This window comes from Escherichia sp. E4742 (assembly GCF_005843885.1).
Classification (GTDB): Bacteria; Pseudomonadota; Gammaproteobacteria; order Enterobacterales; family Enterobacteriaceae; genus Escherichia.
This window is the reverse complement of the sequence record NZ_CP040443.1, coordinates 535,673-558,764: the sequence shown is the minus strand read 5'-3', so window position 1 is coordinate 558,764 and position 23,092 is coordinate 535,673. Positions and strand designations below refer to the sequence as shown.

Below are 23,092 nucleotides of genomic sequence, written 5' to 3'. Positions count from 1 at the left end.
GTAGATCTCCCATAAGCATAATTTATAAGAATAGCTAAAGTTTGCTTAGGGATACGGTGAATGGAATGCTATTAATCAGAAATGATGACAAATATCACAGAATTTTTATCGATATAAACACTTTCTGGCAGTTTAATGCCATCCCATAAGGTGATTTCTTGCTGTTTTATCTGGTTTCGACCATAAGGTTAATTCTGTGGATTCAATGCGCTAAGGATAAAGTCCACCATCTGCTCGCGATAAACGTCTCCGTGACGATCGGAAAAGGCATCAAGATGTTCGCCATCGGGGATCAAAATCAGGCGTTTTGGCTCTTTCGCCAGGGCAAATAATTTCTCGCTATGCTGCCATGGAATAACATGATCAGCTTTGCCGTGAATCAGTAAAAGCGGGATCGGGCTGACGCTGGCGATGTAATTTTCGCCGCTGTAACTCTCATCAAGTAAGTAGCCGCTGCCGGGTATCATCTGGTTGGCGATGGTCGAATAAGAGGCAAATGTGGAGTCGAGGATCACCGCACGTATGCCCTCGCGATCTCCTGACCCAATAACGTCAAGAATATTCGCTCCGCCAATACTCTGCCCGAACAGCACCAGCCGCTTGGGGTTTACATCGCTACGATGGCGCACCACATTAATGGCACTTTGCGTATCGTCCAGTAATCCGGCTTGTGATGGAGTGCCTTTAGATTTACCAAACCCGCGATAATCAAACATAAAAACATTGAAATTACGTTCTGGTAACCAACTGACCAGCGGCCAGTGGGCGGACATATTCCCGGCATTGCCATGAGCATGAATTACGGTAGCAATAGCGTTTTCGGCGGGACCAGTGGAAGAGGGGATAAACCAGCCTTGTAGCCGTGTGCCATCTTTAGCAGTAAATTCAACAGATTCAGCAGACCATGGATCAGGACCGTAAATTTTGTCGTCGGGATAATAAAAGAAGTTGATGGCGATGCGCGGCACTAAATAAACGCAGAAAGCAGCAATAAAAAGAATAAACAGAATCTTAAGAACGCGTTTGTTCGCTGGCAGAACCATGACCTTTCCTTACGACTTGCATTGTAATCCATTAATCGGGAAAGGATGGTGGGAGAGTGGCGCAGGAAAGTAAAGCGGTGCGAAAGTATTTCGGAATAGCGCCTGAAAGGCAAGGGCGGGTGAGGAACGTCACCCGCCAGAGAAATTAACGCTTCAGTGCGTCGCTTAACTCGTCACGCATGTTCGCCAGCATGGCTTTAACAACGCGCGGGTTACCGGCAACGATGTTACCGGTCAGCATGTAGTTATGGCCACCGATGAAGTCGCTGACGATACCGCCCGCTTCACGAACCAGCAGCTCGCCTGCCGCGAAGTCCCACGGACGCAGACCGATTTCAAAGAAACCGTCAACACGACCCGCAGCGACGTAAGCCAGATCCAGCGCCGCGGAACCAGTACGACGGAAGTCAGCACATTCGTTGAACAGTTTGCCAACGATGTTGATGTAGGTGGTGGCGTACTGTTTTGCTTTGAACGGGAAGCCGGTCGCCAGAATAGTACCGTCGAGATCGCGAGCGGTGCTGCCGCGCAGACGGTAGCCGTTCAGCTGTGCGCCCTGACCGCGAGTCGCGGTGAACAGTTCGTTACGCATAGGATCGTAAACCACAGCAACTTCGGTGCGGCCTTTGATACGAACGGCGATAGATACCGCGAAGTGCGGCAGACGTTTGATAAAGTTGGTAGTGCCATCCAGTGGATCGATAACCCATTGAACATCCTGATCAGTACCTTCAAGTTCACCGCTTTCTTCGGTGATGATGGTGTGCTGTGGGTAAGATTTACGAATCGTGTCGATAATCACCGCTTCGGCAGCTTTATCTACGTTGGTCACGAAATCGTTACTGCCTTTCTGGCTCGCTTCTACAGCGTCCGGGGTTTCATAGTTTTTGGCAATTAAATTACCCGCCTTGCGCGCTGCGCGCACGGCGATGTTCTGCATCGGATGCATCGGTCTCTCTCACTGGATGTTAAAGAACGGGAAAACGGCGCAGAGTATAGCAGCGAGATCGGCATCTGTCTTCGTTTTATGATAAGATGCGTGAATAATCTTTAGATGAAGAAAGACAATGCTGCAAAATATTCGAATTGTGCTGGTGGAGACGTCACACACCGGCAATATGGGGTCTGTTGCCCGTGCCATGAAAACAATGGGATTAACCAATCTGTGGTTGGTTAATCCACTGGTGAAACCCGACTCCCAGGCGATTGCCCTGGCGGCAGGTGCCAGCGATGTGATTGGTAACGCTCACATCGTCGATACGCTCGACGAAGCATTAGCTGGTTGTAGTCTGGTAGTGGGCACCAGTGCACGCTCCCGCACGCTGCCGTGGCCGATGCTCGACCCGCGCGAATGCGGTCTGAAAAGCGTCGCTGAAGCGGCAAATACCCCGGTGGCGCTGGTTTTTGGTCGCGAACGTGTCGGCCTGACCAATGAAGAGTTGCAGAAGTGCCATTATCATGTCGCGATTGCCGCTAACCCAGAATACAGCTCGCTGAACCTGGCGATGGCGGTTCAGGTTATTGCCTATGAAGTGCGCATGGCCTGGCTGGCAACTCAGGAAAATGGCGAGCAGGTCGAGCATGAAGAGACGCCGTATCCGCTGGTCGATGATCTGGAGCGTTTTTATGGTCATCTCGAACAAACGCTGCTGGCAACCGGTTTTATCCGTGAAAACCATCCGGGGCAGGTGATGAATAAATTGCGCCGTCTGTTTACCCGTGCGCGCCCGGAAAGCCAGGAATTGAATATCCTGCGCGGGATTCTGGCTTCTATTGAGCAGCAGAACAAAGGTAACAAGGCCGAATAACAGTGGTTGCCTGATGCGACGCTTATCGCGTCTTATCAGGCCTGGAAGTGTACGTAATCCCAGGTCGGATAAGGCGTTCACGCCGCATCCGACAACAGGTACAAACGCCACGATAAAAAAGGGCACTGAAAGTTAAATACCTGACTAAATCAGTCAAGTAAATAGTTGACCAAATTACTCGGGAATGTCAGACTTGACCCTGCTATGCAATACCCCCACTTTTACAATAAAAACCCCGGGCAGGGGCGAGTTTGAGGTGAAGTAAGACATGAGACTGACATCTAAAGGGCGCTATGCCGTGACCGCAATGCTTGACGTTGCGCTCAACTCCGAAGCAGGCCCGGTACCGTTGGCTGATATTTCCGAACGACAGGGAATTTCCCTTTCTTATCTGGAACAACTGTTTTCCCGTCTGCGTAAAAATGGTCTGGTTTCCAGTGTACGTGGACCAGGCGGTGGTTATCTGTTAGGCAAAGATGCCAGCAGCATCGCCGTTGGCGAAGTGATTAGCGCCGTTGACGAATCTGTAGATGCTACCCGTTGTCAGGGTAAAGGCGGCTGCCAGGGCGGGGATAAATGCCTGACCCACGCGCTGTGGCGTGATTTGAGCGACCGTCTCACCGGTTTTCTCAACAACATTACTTTAGGCGAACTGGTTAATAACCAGGAAGTGTTGGATGTGTCTGGTCGTCAGCATACTCACGACGCGCCACGCACCCGCACACAAGACGCGATCGACGTTAAGTTGCGCGCATAAAAGATAAAAAGTATTCAGAATCAGGCCGGGGCGTATCATGCTCCGTAAACACGGTCGTACATCCAGCCGGTAGCCTGATTCCTTGCATTGAGTGATGTACGGAGTTTATAGAGCAATGAAATTACCGATTTATCTCGACTACTCCGCAACCACGCCGGTGGACCCGCGTGTTGCCGAGAAAATGATGCAGTTTATGACGATGGACGGAACCTTTGGTAACCCGGCCTCCCGTTCTCACCGTTTCGGCTGGCAGGCTGAAGAAGCCGTAGATATCGCCCGTAATCAGATTGCCGATCTGGTCGGCGCTGACCCGCGTGAAATCGTCTTTACCTCTGGTGCAACCGAATCTGACAACCTGGCGATCAAAGGTGCAGCCAACTTTTATCAGAAAAAAGGCAAGCACATCATCACCAGCAAAACCGAGCACAAAGCGGTACTGGACACCTGCCGTCAGCTGGAGCGCGAAGGTTTCGAAGTCACCTACCTGGCGCCGCAGCGTAACGGTATTATCGACCTGAAAGAACTTGAAGCAGCGATGCGTGACGACACCATCCTCGTTTCTATCATGCACGTGAATAACGAAATCGGCGTGGTGCAGGATATCGCGGCTATCGGCGAAATGTGCCGTGCTCGTGGCATTATCTATCACGTTGATGCAACCCAGAGCGTGGGCAAACTGCCTATCGACCTGAGCCAGTTGAAAGTTGACCTGATGTCTTTCTCCGGCCACAAAATCTATGGCCCGAAAGGTATTGGCGCGCTGTATGTGCGTCGTAAACCACGCGTACGCATTGAAGCTCAAATGCACGGCGGCGGTCACGAGCGCGGTATGCGTTCCGGCACTCTGCCTGTTCACCAGATCGTCGGTATGGGCGAAGCCTATCGCATCGCAAAAGAAGAGATGGCGACCGAGATGGAACGTCTGCGCGGCCTGCGTAATCGTCTGTGGAACGGCATCAAAGATATCGAAGAAGTTTACCTGAACGGTGACCTGGAACACGGTGCGCCGAACATTCTCAACGTCAGCTTCAACTACGTTGAAGGTGAGTCGCTGATTATGGCACTGAAAGACCTGGCAGTTTCTTCAGGTTCCGCCTGTACGTCAGCAAGCCTCGAACCGTCCTACGTGCTGCGCGCGCTGGGGCTGAACGACGAGCTGGCACATAGCTCTATCCGTTTCTCTTTAGGTCGTTTTACTACTGAAGAAGAGATCGACTACACCATCGAGTTAGTTCGTAAATCCATCGGTCGTCTGCGTGACCTTTCTCCGCTGTGGGAAATGTACAAGCAGGGCGTGGATCTGAACAGCATCGAATGGGCTCATCATTAATCGGTATCGGAATCAGGAGAATTTATAATGGCTTACAGCGAAAAAGTTATCGACCATTACGAGAATCCGCGTAACGTGGGTTCCTTCGACAACAATGACGAAAACGTGGGCAGCGGCATGGTGGGTGCACCGGCCTGTGGCGACGTGATGAAGTTGCAGATTAAAGTCAACGATGAAGGTATCATTGAAGACGCGCGTTTTAAAACTTACGGCTGCGGTTCCGCTATCGCTTCCAGCTCCCTGGTGACCGAATGGGTGAAAGGGAAGTCTCTCGACGAAGCGCAGGCGATCAAAAACACCGATATTGCTGAAGAACTTGAACTGCCGCCGGTGAAAATTCACTGTTCTATTCTGGCAGAAGACGCGATCAAAGCCGCCATTGCGGACTATAAAAGCAAACGTGAAGCAAAATAAGAGTTGAGGTTTGGTTATGTCGATTACACTGAGCGACAGTGCAGCAGCGCGAGTAAATACCTTTCTGGCTAACCGCGGCAAAGGGTTTGGCCTGCGTCTGGGCGTGAGAACCTCCGGATGTTCAGGTATGGCTTATGTACTGGAATTTGTTGACGAACCGACGCCGGAAGACATCGTGTTTGAAGACAAAGGCGTGAAAGTCGTGGTCGATGGCAAAAGCCTGCAATTTCTGGACGGTACGCAGCTGGACTTCGTAAAAGAAGGCCTGAACGAAGGGTTTAAATTCACCAACCCGAACGTTAAAGATGAGTGTGGTTGCGGCGAAAGCTTCCACGTCTGATGCGCATACCGATAACCCCACCGTGGTCGCCTGCGCGTGGGGTTTGTTTTACCTGATTCGCCGCCATCGCGGCGGATCGCAGCCCTGAGAATGTTATGGATTACTTCACCCTCTTTGGCTTGCCTGCCCGTTATCAACTCGATACCCAGGCACTGAGCCTGCGTTTTCAGGATCTACAACGTCAGTATCATCCTGATAAATTCGCCAGCGGAAGCCAGGCGGAACAACTCGCCGCCGTACAGCAATCCGCAACCATTAACCAGGCCTGGCAAACGCTGCGTCATCCGTTAATGCGCGCGGAATATTTGCTTTCTTTGCACGGTTTTGATCTCGCCAGCGAGCAGCATACTGTGCGAGATACCGCGTTCCTGATGGAACAGCTGGAGCTGCGCGAAGAACTGGACGAGATCGAACAGGCGAAAGATGAAGCGCGGCTGGAAAGCTTTATCAAACGTGTGAAAAAGATGTTTGATACCCGCCATCAGTTGATGGTTGAACAGTTAGACAACGAGACGTGGGACGCGGCGGCGGATACCGTGCGTAAGCTGCGTTTTCTCGATAAACTGCGAAGCAGTGCCGAACAACTCGAAGAAAAACTGCTCGATTTTTAATTTCTGGAAGCTAAACATGGCCTTATTACAAATTAGTGAACCTGGTTTGAGTGCTGCGCCGCATCAGCGTCGTCTGGCGGCCGGTATTGACCTGGGCACAACCAACTCACTGGTGGCGACAGTGCGCAGCGGTCAGGCCGAAACGTTAGCCGACCATGAAGGCCGTCACCTGCTGCCGTCTGTTGTTCACTATCAACAGCAAGGGCATTCGGTGGGTTATGACGCGCGTACTAACGCTGCGCTTGACACCGCCAACACCATTAGTTCTGTTAAACGCCTGATGGGGCGCTCGCTGGCTGATATCCAGCAACGCTATCCGCATCTGCCTTATCAATTCCAGGCCAGCGAAAACGGCCTGCCGATGATTGAAACGGCGGCGGGGCTGCTGAACCCGGTGCGCGTTTCTGCGGACATCCTCAAAGCACTGGCGGCGCGGGCAACTGAAGCCCTGGCAGGCGAGCTGGATGGTGTGGTTATCACCGTTCCGGCGTACTTTGACGATGCCCAGCGTCAGGGCACCAAAGATGCGGCGCGCCTGGCGGGGCTGCATGTTCTGCGCTTGCTTAACGAACCGACCGCTGCGGCTATCGCCTACGGGCTGGATTCCGGTCAGGAAGGCGTGATCGCCGTTTATGACCTCGGTGGCGGGACGTTTGATATTTCCATTCTGCGCTTAAGTCGCGGCGTGTTTGAAGTGCTGGCGACCGGCGGTGATTCCGCGCTCGGCGGCGATGATTTCGACCATCTGCTGGCGGATTACATTCGCGAGCAGGCGGGCATTCCTGATCGTAGCGATAACCGCGTTCAGCGTGAACTGCTGGATGCCGCCATTGCTGCCAAAATCGCGCTGAGCGATGCGGATTCTGTGACCGTTAACGTCGCTGGCTGGCAGGGCGAAATCAGCCGTGAACAATTCAACGAACTGATCGCACCGCTGGTTAAACGGACCTTACTGGCCTGTCGTCGCGCGTTGAAAGACGCGGGTGTTGAGGCTGATGAAGTCCTGGAAGTGGTGATGGTTGGCGGTTCTACCCGTGTGCCGCTGGTGCGTGAACGGGTAGGTGAATTTTTCGGTCGTCCGCCGCTGACTTCCATCGATCCGGATAAAGTCGTCGCTATTGGCGCGGCAATTCAGGCGGATATTCTGGTGGGTAACAAGCCGGACAGCGAAATGCTGTTGCTGGATGTGATCCCGCTGTCGCTGGGCCTCGAGACCATGGGCGGCCTGGTGGAGAAAGTTATCCCGCGTAATACCACGATTCCGGTGGCCCGCGCCCAGGATTTCACCACCTTTAAAGATGGTCAGACGGCGATGTCTATCCATGTAATGCAGGGTGAGCGCGAACTGGTGCAGGACTGCCGCTCGCTGGCGCGTTTTGCGCTGCGTGGTATTCCGGCGCTACCGGCTGGCGGCGCGCATATTCGTGTGACTTTCCAGGTCGATGCCGACGGTCTTTTGAGCGTGACGGCGATGGAGAAATCCACCGGCGTTGAGGCGTCCATTCAGGTCAAACCGTCTTATGGTCTGACCGACAGCGAAATCGCCTCGATGATCAAAGACTCAATGAGCTATGCCGAGCAGGACGTAAAAGCCCGTATGCTGGCAGAACAAAAAGTAGAAGCGGCGCGTGTGCTGGAAAGTTTGCATGGCGCGCTGGCTGCTGATGCCGCGCTGTTAAGTGCCGCAGAGCGTCAGGTTATTGACGATGCTGCCGCTCACCTGAGTGAAGTGGCGCAGGGCGATGATGTTGATGCCATTGAACAAGCGATTAAAAACGTAGACAAACAAACCCAGGATTTCGCCGCTCGCCGCATGGACCAGTCGGTTCGTCGTGCGCTGAAAGGCCATTCCGTGGACGAGGTTTAATATGCCAAAGATTGTTATTTTGCCTCATCAGGATCTCTGTCCTGATGGCGCTGTTCTGGAAGCGAATAGCGGTGAAACCATTCTCGACGTTGCGCTGCGTAACGGTATCGAGATTGAACACGCCTGTGAAAAATCCTGTGCTTGCACCACCTGCCACTGCATCGTTCGTGAAGGTTTTGACTCGCTGCCGGAAAGCTCTGAGCAGGAAGACGACATGCTGGACAAAGCCTGGGGGCTGGAGCCAGAAAGCCGTTTAAGCTGCCAGGCGCGCGTCACTGACGAAGATTTAGTGGTCGAAATCCCGCGTTACACTATCAACCATGCGCGTGAGCATTAACAGAGGATAGTATGGGACTTAAGTGGACCGATAGCCGCGAAATTGGCGAAGCACTGTACGATGCGTATCCCGATCTTGATCCGAAAACGGTTCGATTCACCGATATGCATCAGTGGATTTGCGATCTGGAAGATTTCGACGACGACCCGCAGGCATCGAACGAGAAAATCCTCGAAGCGATTTTGTTGGTCTGGCTTGACGAGGCCGAGTAAATGAACGGGCTGCCTGGGGGTAGCCCGTTTTGCTGTTAAACGAATAAGGATAACTAAAATGACAGAAGCGATGAAAATTACCCTTTCTACCCAACCTGCCGACGCGCGCTGGGGAGAAAAAGCAACTTACAGCATTAATAATGATGGCATTACCCTGCATTTGAACGGGACAGACGATCTGGGGCTGATCCAGCGTGCGGCGCGCAAGATTGACGGTCTGGGCATCAAGCATGTTCAGCTAAGCGGTGAAGGCTGGGATGCGGATCGTTGCTGGGCATTCTGGCAAGGTTACAAAGCCCCGAAAGGTACGCGTAAAGTGGAGTGGCCGGATCTGGACGATGCCCAGCGTCAGGAACTGGATAACCGCCTGATGATCATCGACTGGGTGCGTGACACCATCAACGCACCGGCTGAAGAACTGGGGCCATCGCAACTGGCACAGCGTGCTGTTGATCTGATCAGCAACGTCGCAGGCGATCGTGTGACTTACCGGATCACCAAAGGCGAAGATCTGCGTGAGCAAGGTTATATGGGGCTGCACACCGTCGGGCGCGGTTCAGAACGTTCTCCGGTATTGCTGGCGCTGGATTACAACCCAACTGGCGATAAAGAAGCGCCGGTGTACGCGTGCCTGGTAGGTAAAGGTATCACCTTTGATTCCGGCGGCTACAGCATCAAACAGACTGCGTTTATGGACTCGATGAAGTCGGACATGGGCGGCGCGGCAACGGTTACCGGGGCGCTGGCATTTGCCATTACTCGTGGATTGAACAAGCGCGTGAAGCTGTTTCTCTGCTGTGCGGATAATCTGATCAGCGGCAATGCGTTCAAGCTGGGCGATATCATCACCTATCGCAACGGTAAAAAAGTTGAAGTGATGAACACTGATGCCGAAGGGCGTCTGGTGCTGGCCGATGGCCTGATTGATGCCAGTGCGCAGAAACCGGAACTGATTATTGATGCAGCGACTCTGACCGGGGCAGCGAAAACCGCACTGGGTAATGATTATCACGCGCTGTTCAGTTTCGACGATGCGCTTGCCGGTCGCTTGCTGGCGAGTGCTGCGCAAGAGAACGAACCGTTCTGGCGTCTGCCGCTGGCGGAGTTCCACCGCAGCCAGCTGCCGTCTAACTTTGCCGAACTGAACAATACCGGAAGCGCGGCGTATCCGGCAGGCGCGAGCACGGCGGCGGGCTTCCTGTCGCACTTTGTTGAGAACTATCAGCAAGGCTGGCTGCATATCGACTGCTCGGCGACTTACCGTAAAGCGCCGGTTGAACAGTGGTCTGCGGGCGCGACCGGGCTGGGTGTGCGCACGATTGCTAATCTGTTAACGGCGTAAACGCCTTATCCGGCCTACAAATTTTGCAAATTCAATAGATTGCGACTCCCTTGTAGGCCTGATAAACGTAGCGCATCAGGCACTTCCGCCCCGAACGTTGAATGAATTGTGGTTCTTATGTCCGAAACAAAAAACGAACTTGAAGACCTGCTGGAAAAAGCAGCAACCGAACCGGCGCACCGTCCGGCCTTTTTCCGTGCTCTACTGGAATCCACCGTCTGGGTGCCTGGTACGGCGGCGCAGGGCGAGGCTGTGGTTGAAGATAGCGCGCTTGATTTACAGCACTGGGAAAAAGAAGACGGCACCAGCGTCATTCCTTTTTTTACCTCGTTAGAAGCACTTCAACAGGCGGTTGAGGACGAACAGGCATTTGTCGTAATGCCCGTTCGCACATTGTTTGAGATAACCCTTGGCGAAACGCTCTTCCTTAATGCCAAACTGCCAACCGGTAAAGAATTTATGCCGCGTGAAATCAGTTTGTTGATTGGTGAAGAAGGGAATCCGCTGAGTAGCCAGGAAGTACTGGAAGGCGGTGAATCGCTGATATTATCGGAAGTCGCAGTGCCGCCAGCACAAATGATTGATTCACTCACCACCTTATTTAAAACCATTAAGCCAGTGAAGCGTGCTTTTATTTGTTCAATTAAAGAGAACGAAGAGGCACAGCCTAATTTACTTATTGGCATTGAAGCCGATGGTGATATCGAAGAAATTATTCAGGCGGCGGGAAGTGTAGCGACCGATACATTACCTGGCGATGAACCAATCGATATTTGTCAGGTGAAAAAAGGGGAAAAAGGAATTAGCCACTTTATTACCGAACATATTGCGCCATTCTATGAACGTCGCTGGGGTGGTTTTTTGCGTGACTTTAAACAGAATCGGATAATTTACTCTAAATAATTCGAGTTGCAGGAAGGCGGCAAGCGAGTGAATCCCCAGGAGCTTACATAAGTAAGTGACTGGGGTGAGCGAACGCAGACGCAGCACATGCAACTTGAAGTATGACGAGTATTTAAAATATGCCGCCCAAAAGGGCGGCATTCGGGCTTACCTGCTGTTCTGAAGGTTGTTAACCACCAGTAAATTGTTACCGGAGAGACTCCGGTTATTATTTACTTCGGAAAACAGCGCACCAGAAACAATAAGTACGATACAAAAGCACCGTATCTTCATTGCGCGGTCCATGCGAAGACCGCATCACGACAGCACCACTGGCGATATTGCCGCGATAGCAAGCACTGAGACGCGCTTGCCCTAACGGTCGCGGAACATCCTTTCCTAAAGCCAGCGCCCGCTTGCGAGACGGCGGAAAGGGCCGCAGTGGATAATACACTAACAGAACAATAATAACTCTCTTTTGCTTGACAAAAAGAGAGTTACTGGCGAGTATTGTTCTCGCTGAGACGCGCTTGCATTACTACGGTAATACAACCTGCTGGAAAGGCCGCGAACCAGACCAGCAATAAAAAACCGCCAAATTCGGCGGTTTTTTATTGCCTGTAAAAAGCTTATTTCACTGGCTCGACCGGTAAATCTGCTCGCGCGCCCCATTCACTCCATGCGCCGTCGTACAGTTTTACGTTTGGCACATCCAGCGTTGCGAGTGCCAACAAAACCACGGCTGCCGTTACACCAGAGCCGCAGCTGACAATAATTGGTTTGTCATAGCTGACGCCGCGACCAAAAAATATCGCATCCAGTTCATCGGTCGTTTTCAGTTCGCCTTCGCGCACCAGTTCTGTCCATGGAACATTCAGCGCGCCGGGAATATGTCCGCGACGTAAACCTGCGCGAGGTTCATCAACTTCCGCGTTAAAACGCGCAGCCGGGCGGGCATCGATAATTTGTGCCGTTTTTTCATGACTTGCCAATAACACATCGGTCACTTTCACCACGGCTTCCGGGGTAAACGCGACGTTAAACTCTCCTTCCGGCAGTTCCACTGCGCCTTCTTCTAACAGCAGATCATCACGTTGCCAGCCCGCTAAGCCACCGCCAAGGATTGACACTTTCTCCACACCCAAAGTGCGCAGCATCCACCACGCGCGCGGCGCAGAAAATAGGTTTCCTTCATCATAGACAATCAGATGCTTGTCCTGATTAACGCCCAGTTCACGCATCGCGACGGCGAACGTTTCCGGGCGAGGCAGCATGTGCGGAAGTGGGGATGTATGATCAGAAAGAGCTTCGATATCGAAAAATACTGCACCGGGGATATGCCCATTGAGATACTCCTGGGCAACGTTACGCTCTTCCTGCCCGGGCGGCGCCATACGAGCATCAATAATCTGAATTTCCGGGTCATCAATATGTTCGGCGAGCCAGTCGGCTCCTACAAACCATGTCGTGGACATAGGCATCTCCATTTTTGCCGGGGTTAAGTTAAATTGTCGGATGTTTGCCGAAAAGCGACAAGCAAAAGAGGCTGATTTGGCTGCCTGAGCCACATTTCTCACTAAAATTCGGATTTTGTAGCTGTGATAGTGAATTACATAACGTCATTTCTCACGCATAATAATCATTCGACGTTGCTAACGGGCCATTGTGGCAGGGATGAGAGATGAAAAAGTTACGCTTAGCCGCCTGTATGTTGATGCTGGCGCTGGCAGGGTGCGACAACAACGATAACGCGCCAACTGCAGTGAAAAAAGATACGTCTTCTGAAGTTGCTAAAGAGTCATCTTCGACAAATGCGACTTCTGCGAAACTCTCCTCGCCGGCGCGACAAAAACTGGCACAACAGAGTGCGGGTAAGGCACTGACATTGCTGGATCTCTCTGAGGTCCAACTCGATGGCGCAGCCACGCTGGTACTGACTTTCTCTGTCCCCCTCGACCCGGATCAGGACTTCTCGCGTGTTATTCATGTCGTCGATAAAAAGAGCGGCAAAGTGGATGGTGCCTGGGAGTTGTCAGATAATCTCAAAGAACTGCGTTTACGCCACCTCGAACCGAAACGTGATTTGATCGTCACTATTGGCAAGGAAGTTAAGGCACTCAATAACGCAACCTTCAGTAAAGATTACGAAAAAACCATCACCACCCGCGATATCCAACCCAGCGTCGGCTTTGCCAGCCGTGGTTCGCTGCTACCTGGAAAAGTCGTGGAAGGACTGCCGGTAATGGCGCTCAACGTTAACAATGTCGATGTTAACTTCTTCCGTGTTAAGCCGGAATCGCTGCCAGCGTTCATTAGCCAGTGGGAATATCGTAACTCACTGGCGAACTGGCAATCGGACAAACTGTTGGAGATGGCGGACCTGGTCTATACCGGGCGGTTTGATCTCAATCCTGCGCGTAACACCCGCGAAAAATTATTGCTGCCGCTGGGCGATATCAAGCCGCTTCAGCAGGCGGGCGTGTATTTGGCTGTAATGAATCAGGCCGGACATTACGATTACAGTAATCCAGCCACGTTATTTACGTTAAGTGATATCGGCGTATCGGCCCACCGTTATCACAATCGTCTGGATATCTTTACTCAAAGCCTGGAAAACGGCGCGGCCCAGCAAGGAATTGAAGTCTCGCTATTAAATGAGAAAGGGCAGACTCTGACTCAGGCGACCAGTGATTCACAGGGCCATGTGCAGTTGGAATATGATAAAAACGCGGCGCTACTGCTGGCGCGTAAAGACGGTCAAACAACGCTGCTCGATTTAAAACTACCGGCACTGGACTTAGCGGAATTTAACATTGCTGGCGCGCCAGGCTACAGCAAACAGTTCTTTATGTTTGGCCCGCGCGATCTTTATCGCCCTGGCGAAACGGTAATCCTCAACGGCTTACTGCGTGATGCAGACGGTAAAGCTCTGCCGGATCAACCCATCAAACTGGACGTGATTAAACCTGACGGGCAGGTACTGCGTAGTGTTGTTAGCCAGCCGGAAAATGGCCTCTACCACTTTACCTGGCCGCTGGATAGCACTGCGGCAACCGGAATGTGGCATATCCGAGCCAACACTGGGGATAACCAATATCGGATGTGGGATTTCCACGTCGAAGATTTTATGCCGGAGCGCATGGCGTTGAATCTGACCGGCGAGAAAACGCCATTAACGCCAAAAGACGAAGTGAAATTCTCCGTGGTGGGGTACTACCTGTACGGTGCGCCCGCTAATGGCAATACCTTGCAGGGACAGCTTTTCCTGCGACCGCTGCGTGAAGCGGTTTCTGCATTGCCTGGTTTCGAATTTGGCGATATTGCGGCCGAAAACCTTTCCCGCTCGCTGGATGAAGTTCAGTTGACGCTGGATGATAAAGGGCGCGGCGAAGTTTCTACAGAAAGCCAGTGGAAGGAAACGCATTCCCCATTGCAGGTTATTTTCCAGGGGAGCTTGCTGGAATCTGGCGGTCGCCCGGTGACGCGCCGTGCTGAACAGGCTATCTGGCCTGCCGATGTGCTGCCAGGGATCCGTCCGCAGTTCTCTTCAAAATCAGTTTACGATTATCGCACTGATAGCATGGTAAAACAGCCCATTGTTGATGAAGACAGTAACGCTGTTTTTGATATCGTTTATAGCGATGCGCAGGGCGTGAAAAAAGCAGTTTCGGGCTTGCAGGTACGACTGATTCGCGAACGTCGCGATTACTACTGGAACTGGTCGGAAGATGAAGGCTGGAAGTCACAGTTCGATCAAAAAGATCTGATCGAAAATGAGCAAACGCTGGATCTGAAAGCGGACGAAACCGGCAAGGTAAGTTTTCCGGTAGAGTGGGGCGCTTATCGTCTGGAAGTCAAAGCGCCGAATGAAGCGGTCAGTAGCGTGCGTTTTTGGGCCGGATATAGCTGGCAGGACAGTAGCGACGGTAGCGGCGCAGTGCGTCCGGACCGTGTCACGCTGAAACTGGATAAAGCCAGTTATCGCCCAGGCGACACCATTAAGTTGCATATCGCCGCGCCAACGGCGGGTAAAGGTTATGCGATGGTCGAGTCCAGTGAAGGGCCGCTGTGGTGGCAAGAGATTGATGTTCCGGCTCAAGGGCTGGATCTGACGATTCCGGTCGATAAAACCTGGAATCGTCATGATCTTTATTTGAGTACTCTGGTGGTGCGTCCTGGCGATAAATCTCGCTCCGCGACGCCAAAACGCGCGGTTGGTGTGTTGCATTTGCCGCTTGGTGATGAAAACCGTCGCCTCGATCTGGCGCTGGAAACACCAGCAAAAATGCGTCCCAATCAACCATTAACCGTGAAAATTAAAGCCAGCACTAAAAATGGCGAGAAGCCTAAACAGGTGAATGTGCTGGTGTCTGCCGTTGATAGTGGTGTGCTGAATATTACTGACTACGTCACGCCAGATCCGTGGCAGGCGTTCTTTGGCCAGAAACGCTATGGCGCAGACATTTACGATATTTACGGTCAGGTTATTGAAGGTCAGGGGCGTCTGGCTGCACTGCGTTTTGGTGGCGATGGTGATGAACTGAAACGCGGTGGCAAACCGCCAGTAAATCACGTCAATATTGTCGCGCAACAGGCGCTGCCGGTAACGCTCAATGAACAGGGCGAAGGCACGGTTACATTGCCGATTGGCGATTTTAACGGTGAATTGCGCGTCATGGCGCAAGCATGGACAGCAGATGATTTCGGCAGTAACGAAAGCAAAGTGGTTGTTGCCGCACCCGTGATAGCGGAACTGAACATGCCGCGCTTTATGGCTAGCGGCGATACCTCACGTCTGACGCTGGATATCACTAATCTTACTGATAAACCGCAAAAACTTAACGTTGCTCTGACCGCCAGTGGCTTGCTTGAACTGGTGAGTAATTCCCCCACACCTGTTGAATTAGCGCCAGGTGTGCGAACCACGCTGTTTATCCCGGTGCGTGCTCTGACGGGGTTTGGCGATGGTGAAATTCAGGCCACCATTAGCGGGTTAGCGTTACCTGGTGAAACCGTTGCCGATCAGCATAAGCAGTGGAAAATCGGCGTCCGTCCGGCATTCCCGGCACAAACGGTCAATTACGGTACGGCGTTACAGCCTGGTGAAACCTGGGCGCTCCCGGCTGATGGTTTGCAAAACTTCTCTCCTGTTACGCTGGAAGGGCAGTTGTTATTGAGCGGCAAACCACCGCTGAACATCGCACGTTATATTAAAGAGTTAAGAGCGTATCCATACGGCTGTCTGGAGCAAACCACCAGCGGCCTGTTTCCGTCACTTTATACCAATGCAGCCCAACTGCAGGCGTTGGGTATAAAAGGTGACAGCGATGATAAACGCCGTGCGGCAGTCGATATTGGCATTTCGCGTTTGCTGCAAATGCAACGGGATAACGGCGGCTTTGCCCTGTGGGATAAAAACGGTGACGAAGAGTACTGGTTGACCGCCTACGTGATGGATTTCCTTGTCCGCGCAGGTGAACAGGGTTACAGCGTGCCGACAGAAGCCATTAATCGTGGAAACGAGCGTCTGCTGCGCTATTTACAAGATCCGGGCATGATGTCGATTCCGTACGCTGATAATCTTAAAGCCAGTAAGTTTGCCGTTCAGTCTTACGCTGCACTGGTCCTGGCCCGGCAGCAAAAAGCGCCGCTGGGTGCGCTACGTGAAATCTGGGAGCGTCGTGCAGATGCGGCTTCTGGCTTACCGCTGCTGCAACTTGGCGTTGCGCTGAAAACCATGGGTGATGCGACGCGTGGTGAAGAAGCGATTGCGCTGGCGCTGAAAACGCCGCGTAACGATGAACGGAAATGGCTGGGCGATTACGGTAGCCCACTGCGCGACAACGCGCTGATGCTCTCTTTACTTGAAGAGAACAAGCTACTGCCTGATGCACAGCAGGCATTGCTTAACACTCTTTCACAGCAGGCATTTGGCGAACGTTGGCTCTCGACCCAGGAAAGTAACGCGCTGTTCCTGGCTGCCCGTACTCTTCAGGATTTACCGGGTAAATGGCAAGCGCAAACGTCTTTGTCTGCCGAGCCGCTGACAGGCGAGAAAGCGCAAACCAACAATCTGAATAGCGATCAACTTGCCACCTTGCAGGTGACCAACCGTGGTGACCAGCCGTTATGGCTGCGCGTGGATGCCAGCGGTTATCCGCAATCCGCACCACAACCAGCGAGCAATGTGCTGCAAATTGAGCGTCATATTCTTGGTACTGACGGTAAGAGCAAATCGCTGGACTCGTTACGTAGCGGCGATCTGGTGCTGGTTTGGTTGCAGGTAAAAGCGACTAACAGCGTGCCAGATGCGCTGGTGGTTGATTTGCTACCAGCGGGTCTGGAACTGGAAAACCAGAACCTGGCTAACGGCAGCGCCAGTCTGGAGCAAAGTGGTAGCGAAGTGCAAAACCTGCTTAATCAAATGCAACAAGCGAACATTAAGCATATTGAGTTTCGTGACGATCGCTTTGTGGCGGCGGTTGCCGTTGATGAATACCAGCCGGTTACGCTGGTGTATCTGGCGCAGGCGGTGACGCCGGGAACGTATCAGGTGCCGCAGCCGATGGTGGAATCGATGTATGTTCCTCAATGGCGGGCGACCGGCGCGGCTGAAGATCTGCTGATTATCAGACCGTAAATGCCTCGTCTGTTAACCAAACGTGGCTGCTGGATAACGCTGGCAGTCACGCCCTTTATTATCATTCTGGCGGCGTGGGGGGCAGATAAACTCTGGCCTCTGCCGCTACATGAAGTTAACCCCGCACGTGTCGTCGTGGCGCAGGATGGGACGCCGCTCTGGCGCTTTGCCGATGCTGACGGCATCTGGCGTTATCCAGTAACCATCGAAGATGTTTCTCCGCGTTATCTCGAAGCACTGATCAATTACGAAGATCGCTGGTTCTGGAAGCATCCAGGCGTGAACCCATTCTCGGTGGCTCGTGCTGCCTGGCAGGATCTTACTTCTGGTCGGGTTATCTCCGGCGGCAGTACGCTCACTATGCAGGTAGCTCGCCTGCTTGATCCACATTCGAAAACCTTTGGCGGTAAAATTCGCCAACTCTGGCGCGCATTTCAACTGGAATGGCACCTGTCTAAACGTGAAATTCTGACCTTGTATCTTAACCGCGCCCCGTTTGGCGGTACGTTACAGGGGAGCGGTGCGGCAAGCTGGGCTTATCTCGGAAAATCGCCTGCTAATTTGAGTTATTCCGAGGCAGCAATGCTGGCGGTGTTACCACAAGCGCCCAGTCGGCTACGCCCGGATCGCTGGCCGGAACGTGCCGAGGCCGCACGTAATAAAGTGCTCAATCGGATGGCTGCGCAAGGTGTGTGGTCCCGTGAGCAGGTAAAAGAATCTAGTGAAGAGCCCATCTGGCTGGCCCCCCGACAAATGCCGCAACTGGCACCGCTGTTTTCGCGCATGATGCTCGGTAAAAGTAAAAGCGACAAAATCGTTACTACGCTGGATGCAGGTCTTCAACGACGTCTGGAAGAACTGGCGCAAAACTGGAAAGGACGATTGCCGGCGCGCAGCTCACTGGCGATGATCGTGGTTGATCATACCGATATGCGTGTTCGCGGCTGGGTAGGATCGGTCGATCTCAACGATGATTCACGCTTTGGTCATGTTGATATGGTTAATGCGATCCGATCGCCAGGATCGGTGCTCAAACCATTTGTTTATGGTCTGGCTCTGGATGAAGGTTTGATCCACCCGGCATCGCTATTGCAAGACGTCCCCCGACGCACCGGTGATTATCGACCTGGTAACTTTGACAGCGGTTTTCATGGCCCGATCAGCATGAGCGAGGCGCTGGTGCGCTCGCTGAACTTACCTGCTGTGCAGATGCTGGAAGCCTATGGCCCGAAACGGTTTGCGGCAAAATTACGCAATGTTGGATTGCCGTTGTATCTGCCCAACGGTGCTGCGCCCAATCTTTCGCTCATTCTTGGCGGCGCTGGTGCAAAACTGGAAGATATGGCTGCAGCGTATACCGCGTTTGCTCGCCACGGCAAGGCGGGTAAGTTGCGCTTACAACCGGGCGACCCATTACTTGAGCGACCGTTAATGTCGCCGGGGGCCGCGTGGATTATCCGCCGTATTATGGCAGATGAAGCGCAGCCGCTTCCGGATGGTGCCTTGCCACGCGTCGTACCACTGGCGTGGAAAACAGGAACCAGTTATGGCTATCGCGATGCATGGGCAATAGGGATAAACGCTCGCTATGTGATCGGTATCTGGACCGGCAGGCCGGACGGCACGCCCGTTGTCGGTCAGTTTGGTTTTGCCAGCGCCGTACCGCTGTTGAATCAGGTCAATAATATCTTACTGTCGCGCAGTGCGAATCTGCCGGAAGACCCGCGTCCTGACTCCGTAAGCCGTGGCGTTATCTGCTGGCCTGGCGGACAGTCTTTGCCGGAAGATGACGGTAACTGTCGCCGCCGCCTGGCAACCTGGCTGCTGGACGGGAGCCAGCCGCCAACTCTATTACTACCGGAGCAGGAAGGCATTAATGGCATTCGTTTCCCCATCTGGCTGGATGAAAACGGCAAACGTGTTGCCGCTGATTGCCCTCAGGCGCGACAAGAAATGATAAATGTCTGGCCGCTACCGCTGGAACCCTGGCTGCCCGCATCGGAGCGCCGCGCCGCACGCCTGCCATCGGCATCCACAAGTTGCCCGCCGTACGGTCACGATGCCCAGCTCCCGCTGCAGCTGACAGGCGTTCGCGATGGCGCGATTATTAAACGTTTACCTGGCACTGCTGATGCTTCTTTGCCTGTGCAAACCACTGGTGGCGCAGGTGAACGATGGTGGTTTCTTAATGGTGCGCCGTTAACTGAACGCGGGCGTAACATTACGTTGCGTTTGAGTGAAAAAGGCGATTATCAGTTACTGGTGATGGATGAAATGGGACAGGTCGCGACCGTGAGATTTGCCATGCAGTAGTCTGTTTTGTCAGATTTTGTTGCTTAAACTCGGTTTATTTTAAAAAAATGTTACCTTCATCAATAGTCAACGGCCCTGTAGCTCATTATAATCCGCGCCATCTCGTACGCTGGTACAGACAACAACAGAATAATTTACAGAGGTAAAAATGGCTATTGAACGTACTTTTTCCATCATCAAACCGAACGCGGTAGCAAAAAACGTTATTGGTAATATCTTTGCTCGCTTTGAAGCTGCTGGATTCAAAATTGTCGGCACCAAAATGCTGCACCTGACCGTTGAACAGGCTCGTGGCTTTTATGCTGAACACGATGGAAAACCGTTCTTTGATGGTCTGGTTGAGTTCATGACCTCTGGCCCGATCGTGGTTTCCGTACTGGAAGGTGAAAACGCCGTTCAGCGTCACCGCGATCTGCTGGGCGCGACCAACCCGGCAAACGCACTGGCCGGTACTCTGCGTGCTGATTATGCTGACAGCTTGACCGAAAACGGTACCCACGGTTCTGATTCCGTAGAATCTGCCGCTCGCGAAATCGCCTACTTCTTTGGCGAAGGCGAAGTGTGTCCGCGCACACGTTAATATTTTCGTAAATGCCGCGTGCAAACGTGGCATCCATGCGCCAGAATTTGTACAATGCAGCGCCCCCGGACGAGCAGCAGCTCACCGGGGCGTTTCTTTTTTCAACCCTCCAGGGGCCATAACGTGTAATAACGAGGCCGGAATAGCATATGTCTGAACAATTAGTCACACCTGAAAACGTCACCACAAAAGATGGAAAAATCAACCTGCTGGATCTCAACCGTCAGCAGATGCGGGAGTTTTTTAAAGATTTAGGTGAAAAACCCTTCCGCGCCGATCAGGTGATGAAGTGGATGTATCACTATTGCTGCGACAACTTTGATGAGATGACCGACATCAACAAAGTGTTGCGCGGCAAGCTGAAAGAGGTGGCGGAAATCCGCGCACCGGAAGTGGTTGAAGAACAGCGTTCATCTGACGGCACCATTAAATGGGCAATTGCCGTGGGCGATCAGCGCGTTGAAACGGTGTACATTCCGGAAGACGACCGCGCCACACTTTGCGTCTCCTCGCAGGTCGGCTGTGCGCTGGAGTGTAAATTTTGTTCCACTGCCCAGCAAGGTTTCAACCGTAACCTGCGGGTGTCGGAAATTATCGGCCAGGTGTGGCGTGCGGCGAAAATCGTCGGCGCAGCAAAAGTCACCGGTCAGCGCCCGATCACTAACGTAGTGATGATGGGCATGGGCGAACCGCTGCTCAACCTGAACAATGTCGTTCCGGCGATGGAAATCATGCTCGACGACTTTGGCTTTGGCTTGTCTAAACGTCGCGTGACGCTCTCTACATCGGGTGTTGTTCCGGCACTGGATAAACTGGGCGATATGATTGACGTTGCGCTGGCTATCTCTCTGCATGCGCCGAACGACGAAATTCGTGACGAAATTGTACCGATCAACAAAAAGTACAATATCGAAACTTTCCTCGCTGCAGTACGCCGCTATCTGGAAAAGTCCAATGCCAATCAGGGCCGCGTCACCATTGAATACGTGATGCTTGACCATGTTAACGACGGTACTGAGCACGCGCATCAACTGGCGGAGCTGCTGAAAGATACGCCGTGTAAGATCAACCTGATTCCGTGGAACCCGTTCCCGGGCGCGCCGTATGGCCGCAGTTCGAACAGTCGTATCGATCGCTTCTCAAAAGTGTTGATGAGCTATGGGTTCACAACCATCGTGCGTAAAACGCGTGGGGATGATATCGACGCAGCCTGCGGGCAATTAGCGGGCGAGGTTATCGACCGTACTAAACGTACCCTGCGCAAACGAATGCAGGGAGAAGCCATCGACGTGAAAACGGTTTGATGTCTCTTGCGCCACGGTTACTTTTTGTACCGTGGCGTAATCTTTTATGAATATAGCATTAAGTTGCAATTGTCTGATCAATATTAACGGTGCGTTTTTGCTGACTTTAAGGCAGTATGTAACGATGCAACAGTGAGTTAGCTTTGATTCATGTGGGCTTTGTCATGAGCACACAGACAGTCTTATACTGTATGATAAAGGTTAACTTAATGGATGTCTCGCGGTGTGGGTGAGTATGATGACTCACCGGCATCTCAATTCTCATTTAAACGTACCTGCAGCGAATGAATACTGAAGCCACGCACGACCAAAATGAAGCACTTACTACCGGCGCTCGCTTGCGTAATGCCCGCGAACAACTTGGACTTAGCCAGCAAGCCGTTGCCGAACGACTTTGTCTGAAGGTTTCCACGGTACGCGATATTGAAGAAGATAAGGCGCCAGCCGACCTTGCATCAACATTCCTGCGCGGGTATATCCGGTCTTATGCACGACTGGTGCATATTCCGGAAGAAGAACTGCTGCCGGGGCTGGAAAAACAGGCTCCGTTACGGGCCGCAAAAGTTGCGCCCATGCAGAGTTTCTCTCTCGGCAAGCGACGTAAAAAACGCGATGGCTGGCTGATGACCTTCACCTGGCTGGTGTTATTTGTGGTGATTGGACTGAGCGGTGCCTGGTGGTGGCAAGATCACAAAGCCCAGCAGGAAGAGATCACGACTATGGCCGATCAGACCACAGCGGAACTGAACGGTAATAGCGGCCAGGCGCAGAGCGTGCCGTTAGATACCTCCTCAAACGCAAGTCAGAGTGACTCCACCACGACGTCAGCACCTGCGGATACTACCGCTGCAAACACGCAAACGTCAGACGTGACCACGCCAGCCCCTGCTGTTGAACCACAGCAGAACGCGGTTGTTCCGCCATCGCAGGCGAATGTGGATACCGCTGCTACGACCGCGCCAACTGCAACGACGCCAAATGACGCGGCACCACTGCCAACCGATCAGGCTGGTGTGACCACGCCGGCGGCTGACCCGAATGCACTGGTGATGAACTTTACTGCCGATTGCTGGCTGGAAGTCACCGATGCTACCGGTAAAAAACTGTTCAGCGGGATGCAGCGTAAAGACGGTAATTTGAATTTAACCGGCCAGGCACCGTATAAACTGAAAATTGGTGCGCCAGCCGCAGTACAGATCCAGTATCAAGGGAAACCTGTCGATCTGAGTCGTTTTATCAGAACTAACCAGGTTGCGCGTCTGACCCTCAATGCCGAACAATCACCGGCGCAGTAACAGACGGGTAACGCGGG

20 protein-coding genes are annotated in these 23,092 nt (G+C 52.7%); 16 read left to right on the top strand and 4 right to left on the bottom strand.

Going from position 1 to position 23,092, the window contains the following annotated elements; translation table 11 throughout:
* Window positions 1-188 precede the first annotated feature (188 nt).
* Together FEM44_RS02660 and suhB are read right to left on the bottom strand one after the other, a co-directional pair.
* Window positions 189-1,043, bottom strand: a complete 855-nt coding sequence (locus tag FEM44_RS02660) for an alpha/beta hydrolase (protein ID WP_135521534.1) — start codon at window positions 1,041-1,043, stop codon at window positions 189-191.
* Window positions 1,044-1,188: 145 nt separating this feature from the next.
* A complete protein-coding gene (gene suhB / locus FEM44_RS02655; protein ID WP_135521537.1) occupies window positions 1,189-1,992 on the bottom strand; it encodes an inositol-1-monophosphatase in 804 nt (267 codons plus the stop codon).
* Window positions 1,993-2,110: 118 nt separating this feature from the next.
* Between suhB and trmJ the strand changes: the two genes are divergently transcribed.
* From trmJ to sseB, 11 genes are all read left to right on the top strand, one after another.
* The gene (trmJ, locus tag FEM44_RS02650) at window positions 2,111-2,851 is read left to right on the top strand and encodes a tRNA (cytosine(32)/uridine(32)-2'-O)-methyltransferase TrmJ (protein ID WP_000940019.1); all 741 of its coding nucleotides are present in this window, start codon (window positions 2,111-2,113) and stop codon (window positions 2,849-2,851) included.
* A gap of 268 nt (window positions 2,852-3,119) precedes the next feature.
* Window positions 3,120-3,608, top strand: a complete 489-nt coding sequence (gene iscR, locus FEM44_RS02645) for a Fe-S cluster assembly transcriptional regulator IscR (protein WP_001241357.1) — start codon at window positions 3,120-3,122, stop codon at window positions 3,606-3,608.
* A 115-nt stretch (window positions 3,609-3,723) separates the two neighbouring features.
* Window positions 3,724-4,938 (top strand): cysteine desulfurase, encoded by a 1,215-nt coding sequence (iscS, locus tag FEM44_RS02640; RefSeq protein ID WP_001295373.1) that lies wholly within the window; start codon window positions 3,724-3,726, stop codon window positions 4,936-4,938.
* A 27-nt stretch (window positions 4,939-4,965) separates the two neighbouring features.
* Window positions 4,966-5,352 (top strand): Fe-S cluster assembly scaffold IscU, encoded by a 387-nt coding sequence (gene iscU / locus FEM44_RS02635; RefSeq protein WP_000331707.1) that lies wholly within the window; start codon window positions 4,966-4,968, stop codon window positions 5,350-5,352.
* Window positions 5,353-5,368: 16 nt separating this feature from the next.
* The gene (gene iscA, locus FEM44_RS02630; protein ID WP_000028953.1) at window positions 5,369-5,692 is read left to right on the top strand and encodes an iron-sulfur cluster assembly protein IscA; all 324 of its coding nucleotides are present in this window, start codon (window positions 5,369-5,371) and stop codon (window positions 5,690-5,692) included.
* Window positions 5,693-5,787: 95 nt separating this feature from the next.
* Window positions 5,788-6,303 (top strand): co-chaperone HscB, encoded by a 516-nt coding sequence (gene hscB / locus FEM44_RS02625; protein WP_000384413.1) that lies wholly within the window; start codon window positions 5,788-5,790, stop codon window positions 6,301-6,303.
* Window positions 6,304-6,319: 16 nt separating this feature from the next.
* Window positions 6,320-8,170, top strand: a complete 1,851-nt coding sequence (hscA, locus tag FEM44_RS02620; RefSeq protein WP_001196613.1) for a Fe-S protein assembly chaperone HscA — start codon at window positions 6,320-6,322, stop codon at window positions 8,168-8,170.
* Between the two features lies 1 nt (window position 8,171).
* Window positions 8,172-8,507 carry an ISC system 2Fe-2S type ferredoxin gene (gene fdx / locus FEM44_RS02615; protein WP_001124471.1) on the top strand — a complete coding sequence of 112 codons (336 nt, stop codon included), beginning with the start codon at window positions 8,172-8,174 and terminating at the stop codon, window positions 8,505-8,507.
* A gap of 11 nt (window positions 8,508-8,518) precedes the next feature.
* Window positions 8,519-8,719, top strand: a complete 201-nt coding sequence (iscX, locus tag FEM44_RS02610; protein WP_000523616.1) for a Fe-S cluster assembly protein IscX — start codon at window positions 8,519-8,521, stop codon at window positions 8,717-8,719.
* Between the two features lie 58 nt (window positions 8,720-8,777).
* Entirely contained in the window at window positions 8,778-10,061 is a 1,284-nt protein-coding gene (gene pepB, locus FEM44_RS02605; RefSeq protein WP_135521539.1) for an aminopeptidase PepB, read from the top strand.
* Window positions 10,062-10,178: 117 nt separating this feature from the next.
* Entirely contained in the window at window positions 10,179-10,964 is a 786-nt protein-coding gene (gene sseB / locus FEM44_RS02600; protein ID WP_135521541.1) for an enhanced serine sensitivity protein SseB, read from the top strand.
* A gap of 147 nt (window positions 10,965-11,111) precedes the next feature.
* On the opposite strand, the gene timP is transcribed toward sseB, so the two are convergent.
* Entirely contained in the window at window positions 11,112-11,237 is a 126-nt protein-coding gene (gene timP / locus FEM44_RS25400) for a small toxic inner membrane protein TimP (RefSeq protein ID WP_244578526.1), read from the bottom strand.
* A gap of 335 nt (window positions 11,238-11,572) precedes the next feature.
* A complete protein-coding gene (gene sseA, locus FEM44_RS02595) occupies window positions 11,573-12,418 on the bottom strand; it encodes a 3-mercaptopyruvate sulfurtransferase (RefSeq protein ID WP_135521542.1) in 846 nt (281 codons plus the stop codon).
* A 206-nt stretch (window positions 12,419-12,624) separates the two neighbouring features.
* Here sseA and yfhM point away from each other — a divergent pair, with 206 nt between their 5' ends.
* From yfhM to rodZ, 5 genes are all read left to right on the top strand, one after another.
* Window positions 12,625-17,583, top strand: coding sequence for an alpha2-macroglobulin (gene yfhM / locus FEM44_RS02590; RefSeq protein WP_135521544.1), 4,959 nt, complete (start codon window positions 12,625-12,627; stop codon window positions 17,581-17,583).
* The gene (pbpC, locus tag FEM44_RS02585; RefSeq protein WP_135521546.1) at window positions 17,584-19,896 is read left to right on the top strand and encodes a peptidoglycan glycosyltransferase PbpC; all 2,313 of its coding nucleotides are present in this window, start codon (window positions 17,584-17,586) and stop codon (window positions 19,894-19,896) included.
* 148 nt (window positions 19,897-20,044) lie between these two features.
* Complete coding sequence (ndk, locus tag FEM44_RS02580; protein ID WP_000963837.1) at window positions 20,045-20,476, top strand: nucleoside-diphosphate kinase; 432 nt, start codon at window positions 20,045-20,047, stop codon at window positions 20,474-20,476.
* A 149-nt stretch (window positions 20,477-20,625) separates the two neighbouring features.
* Complete coding sequence (locus FEM44_RS02575; protein WP_130207500.1) at window positions 20,626-21,780, top strand: bifunctional tRNA (adenosine(37)-C2)-methyltransferase TrmG/ribosomal RNA large subunit methyltransferase RlmN; 1,155 nt, start codon at window positions 20,626-20,628, stop codon at window positions 21,778-21,780.
* A 284-nt stretch (window positions 21,781-22,064) separates the two neighbouring features.
* Window positions 22,065-23,075 (top strand): cytoskeleton protein RodZ, encoded by a 1,011-nt coding sequence (gene rodZ / locus FEM44_RS02570; RefSeq protein WP_135521548.1) that lies wholly within the window; start codon window positions 22,065-22,067, stop codon window positions 23,073-23,075.
* Window positions 23,076-23,092: the final 17 nt, after the last annotated feature.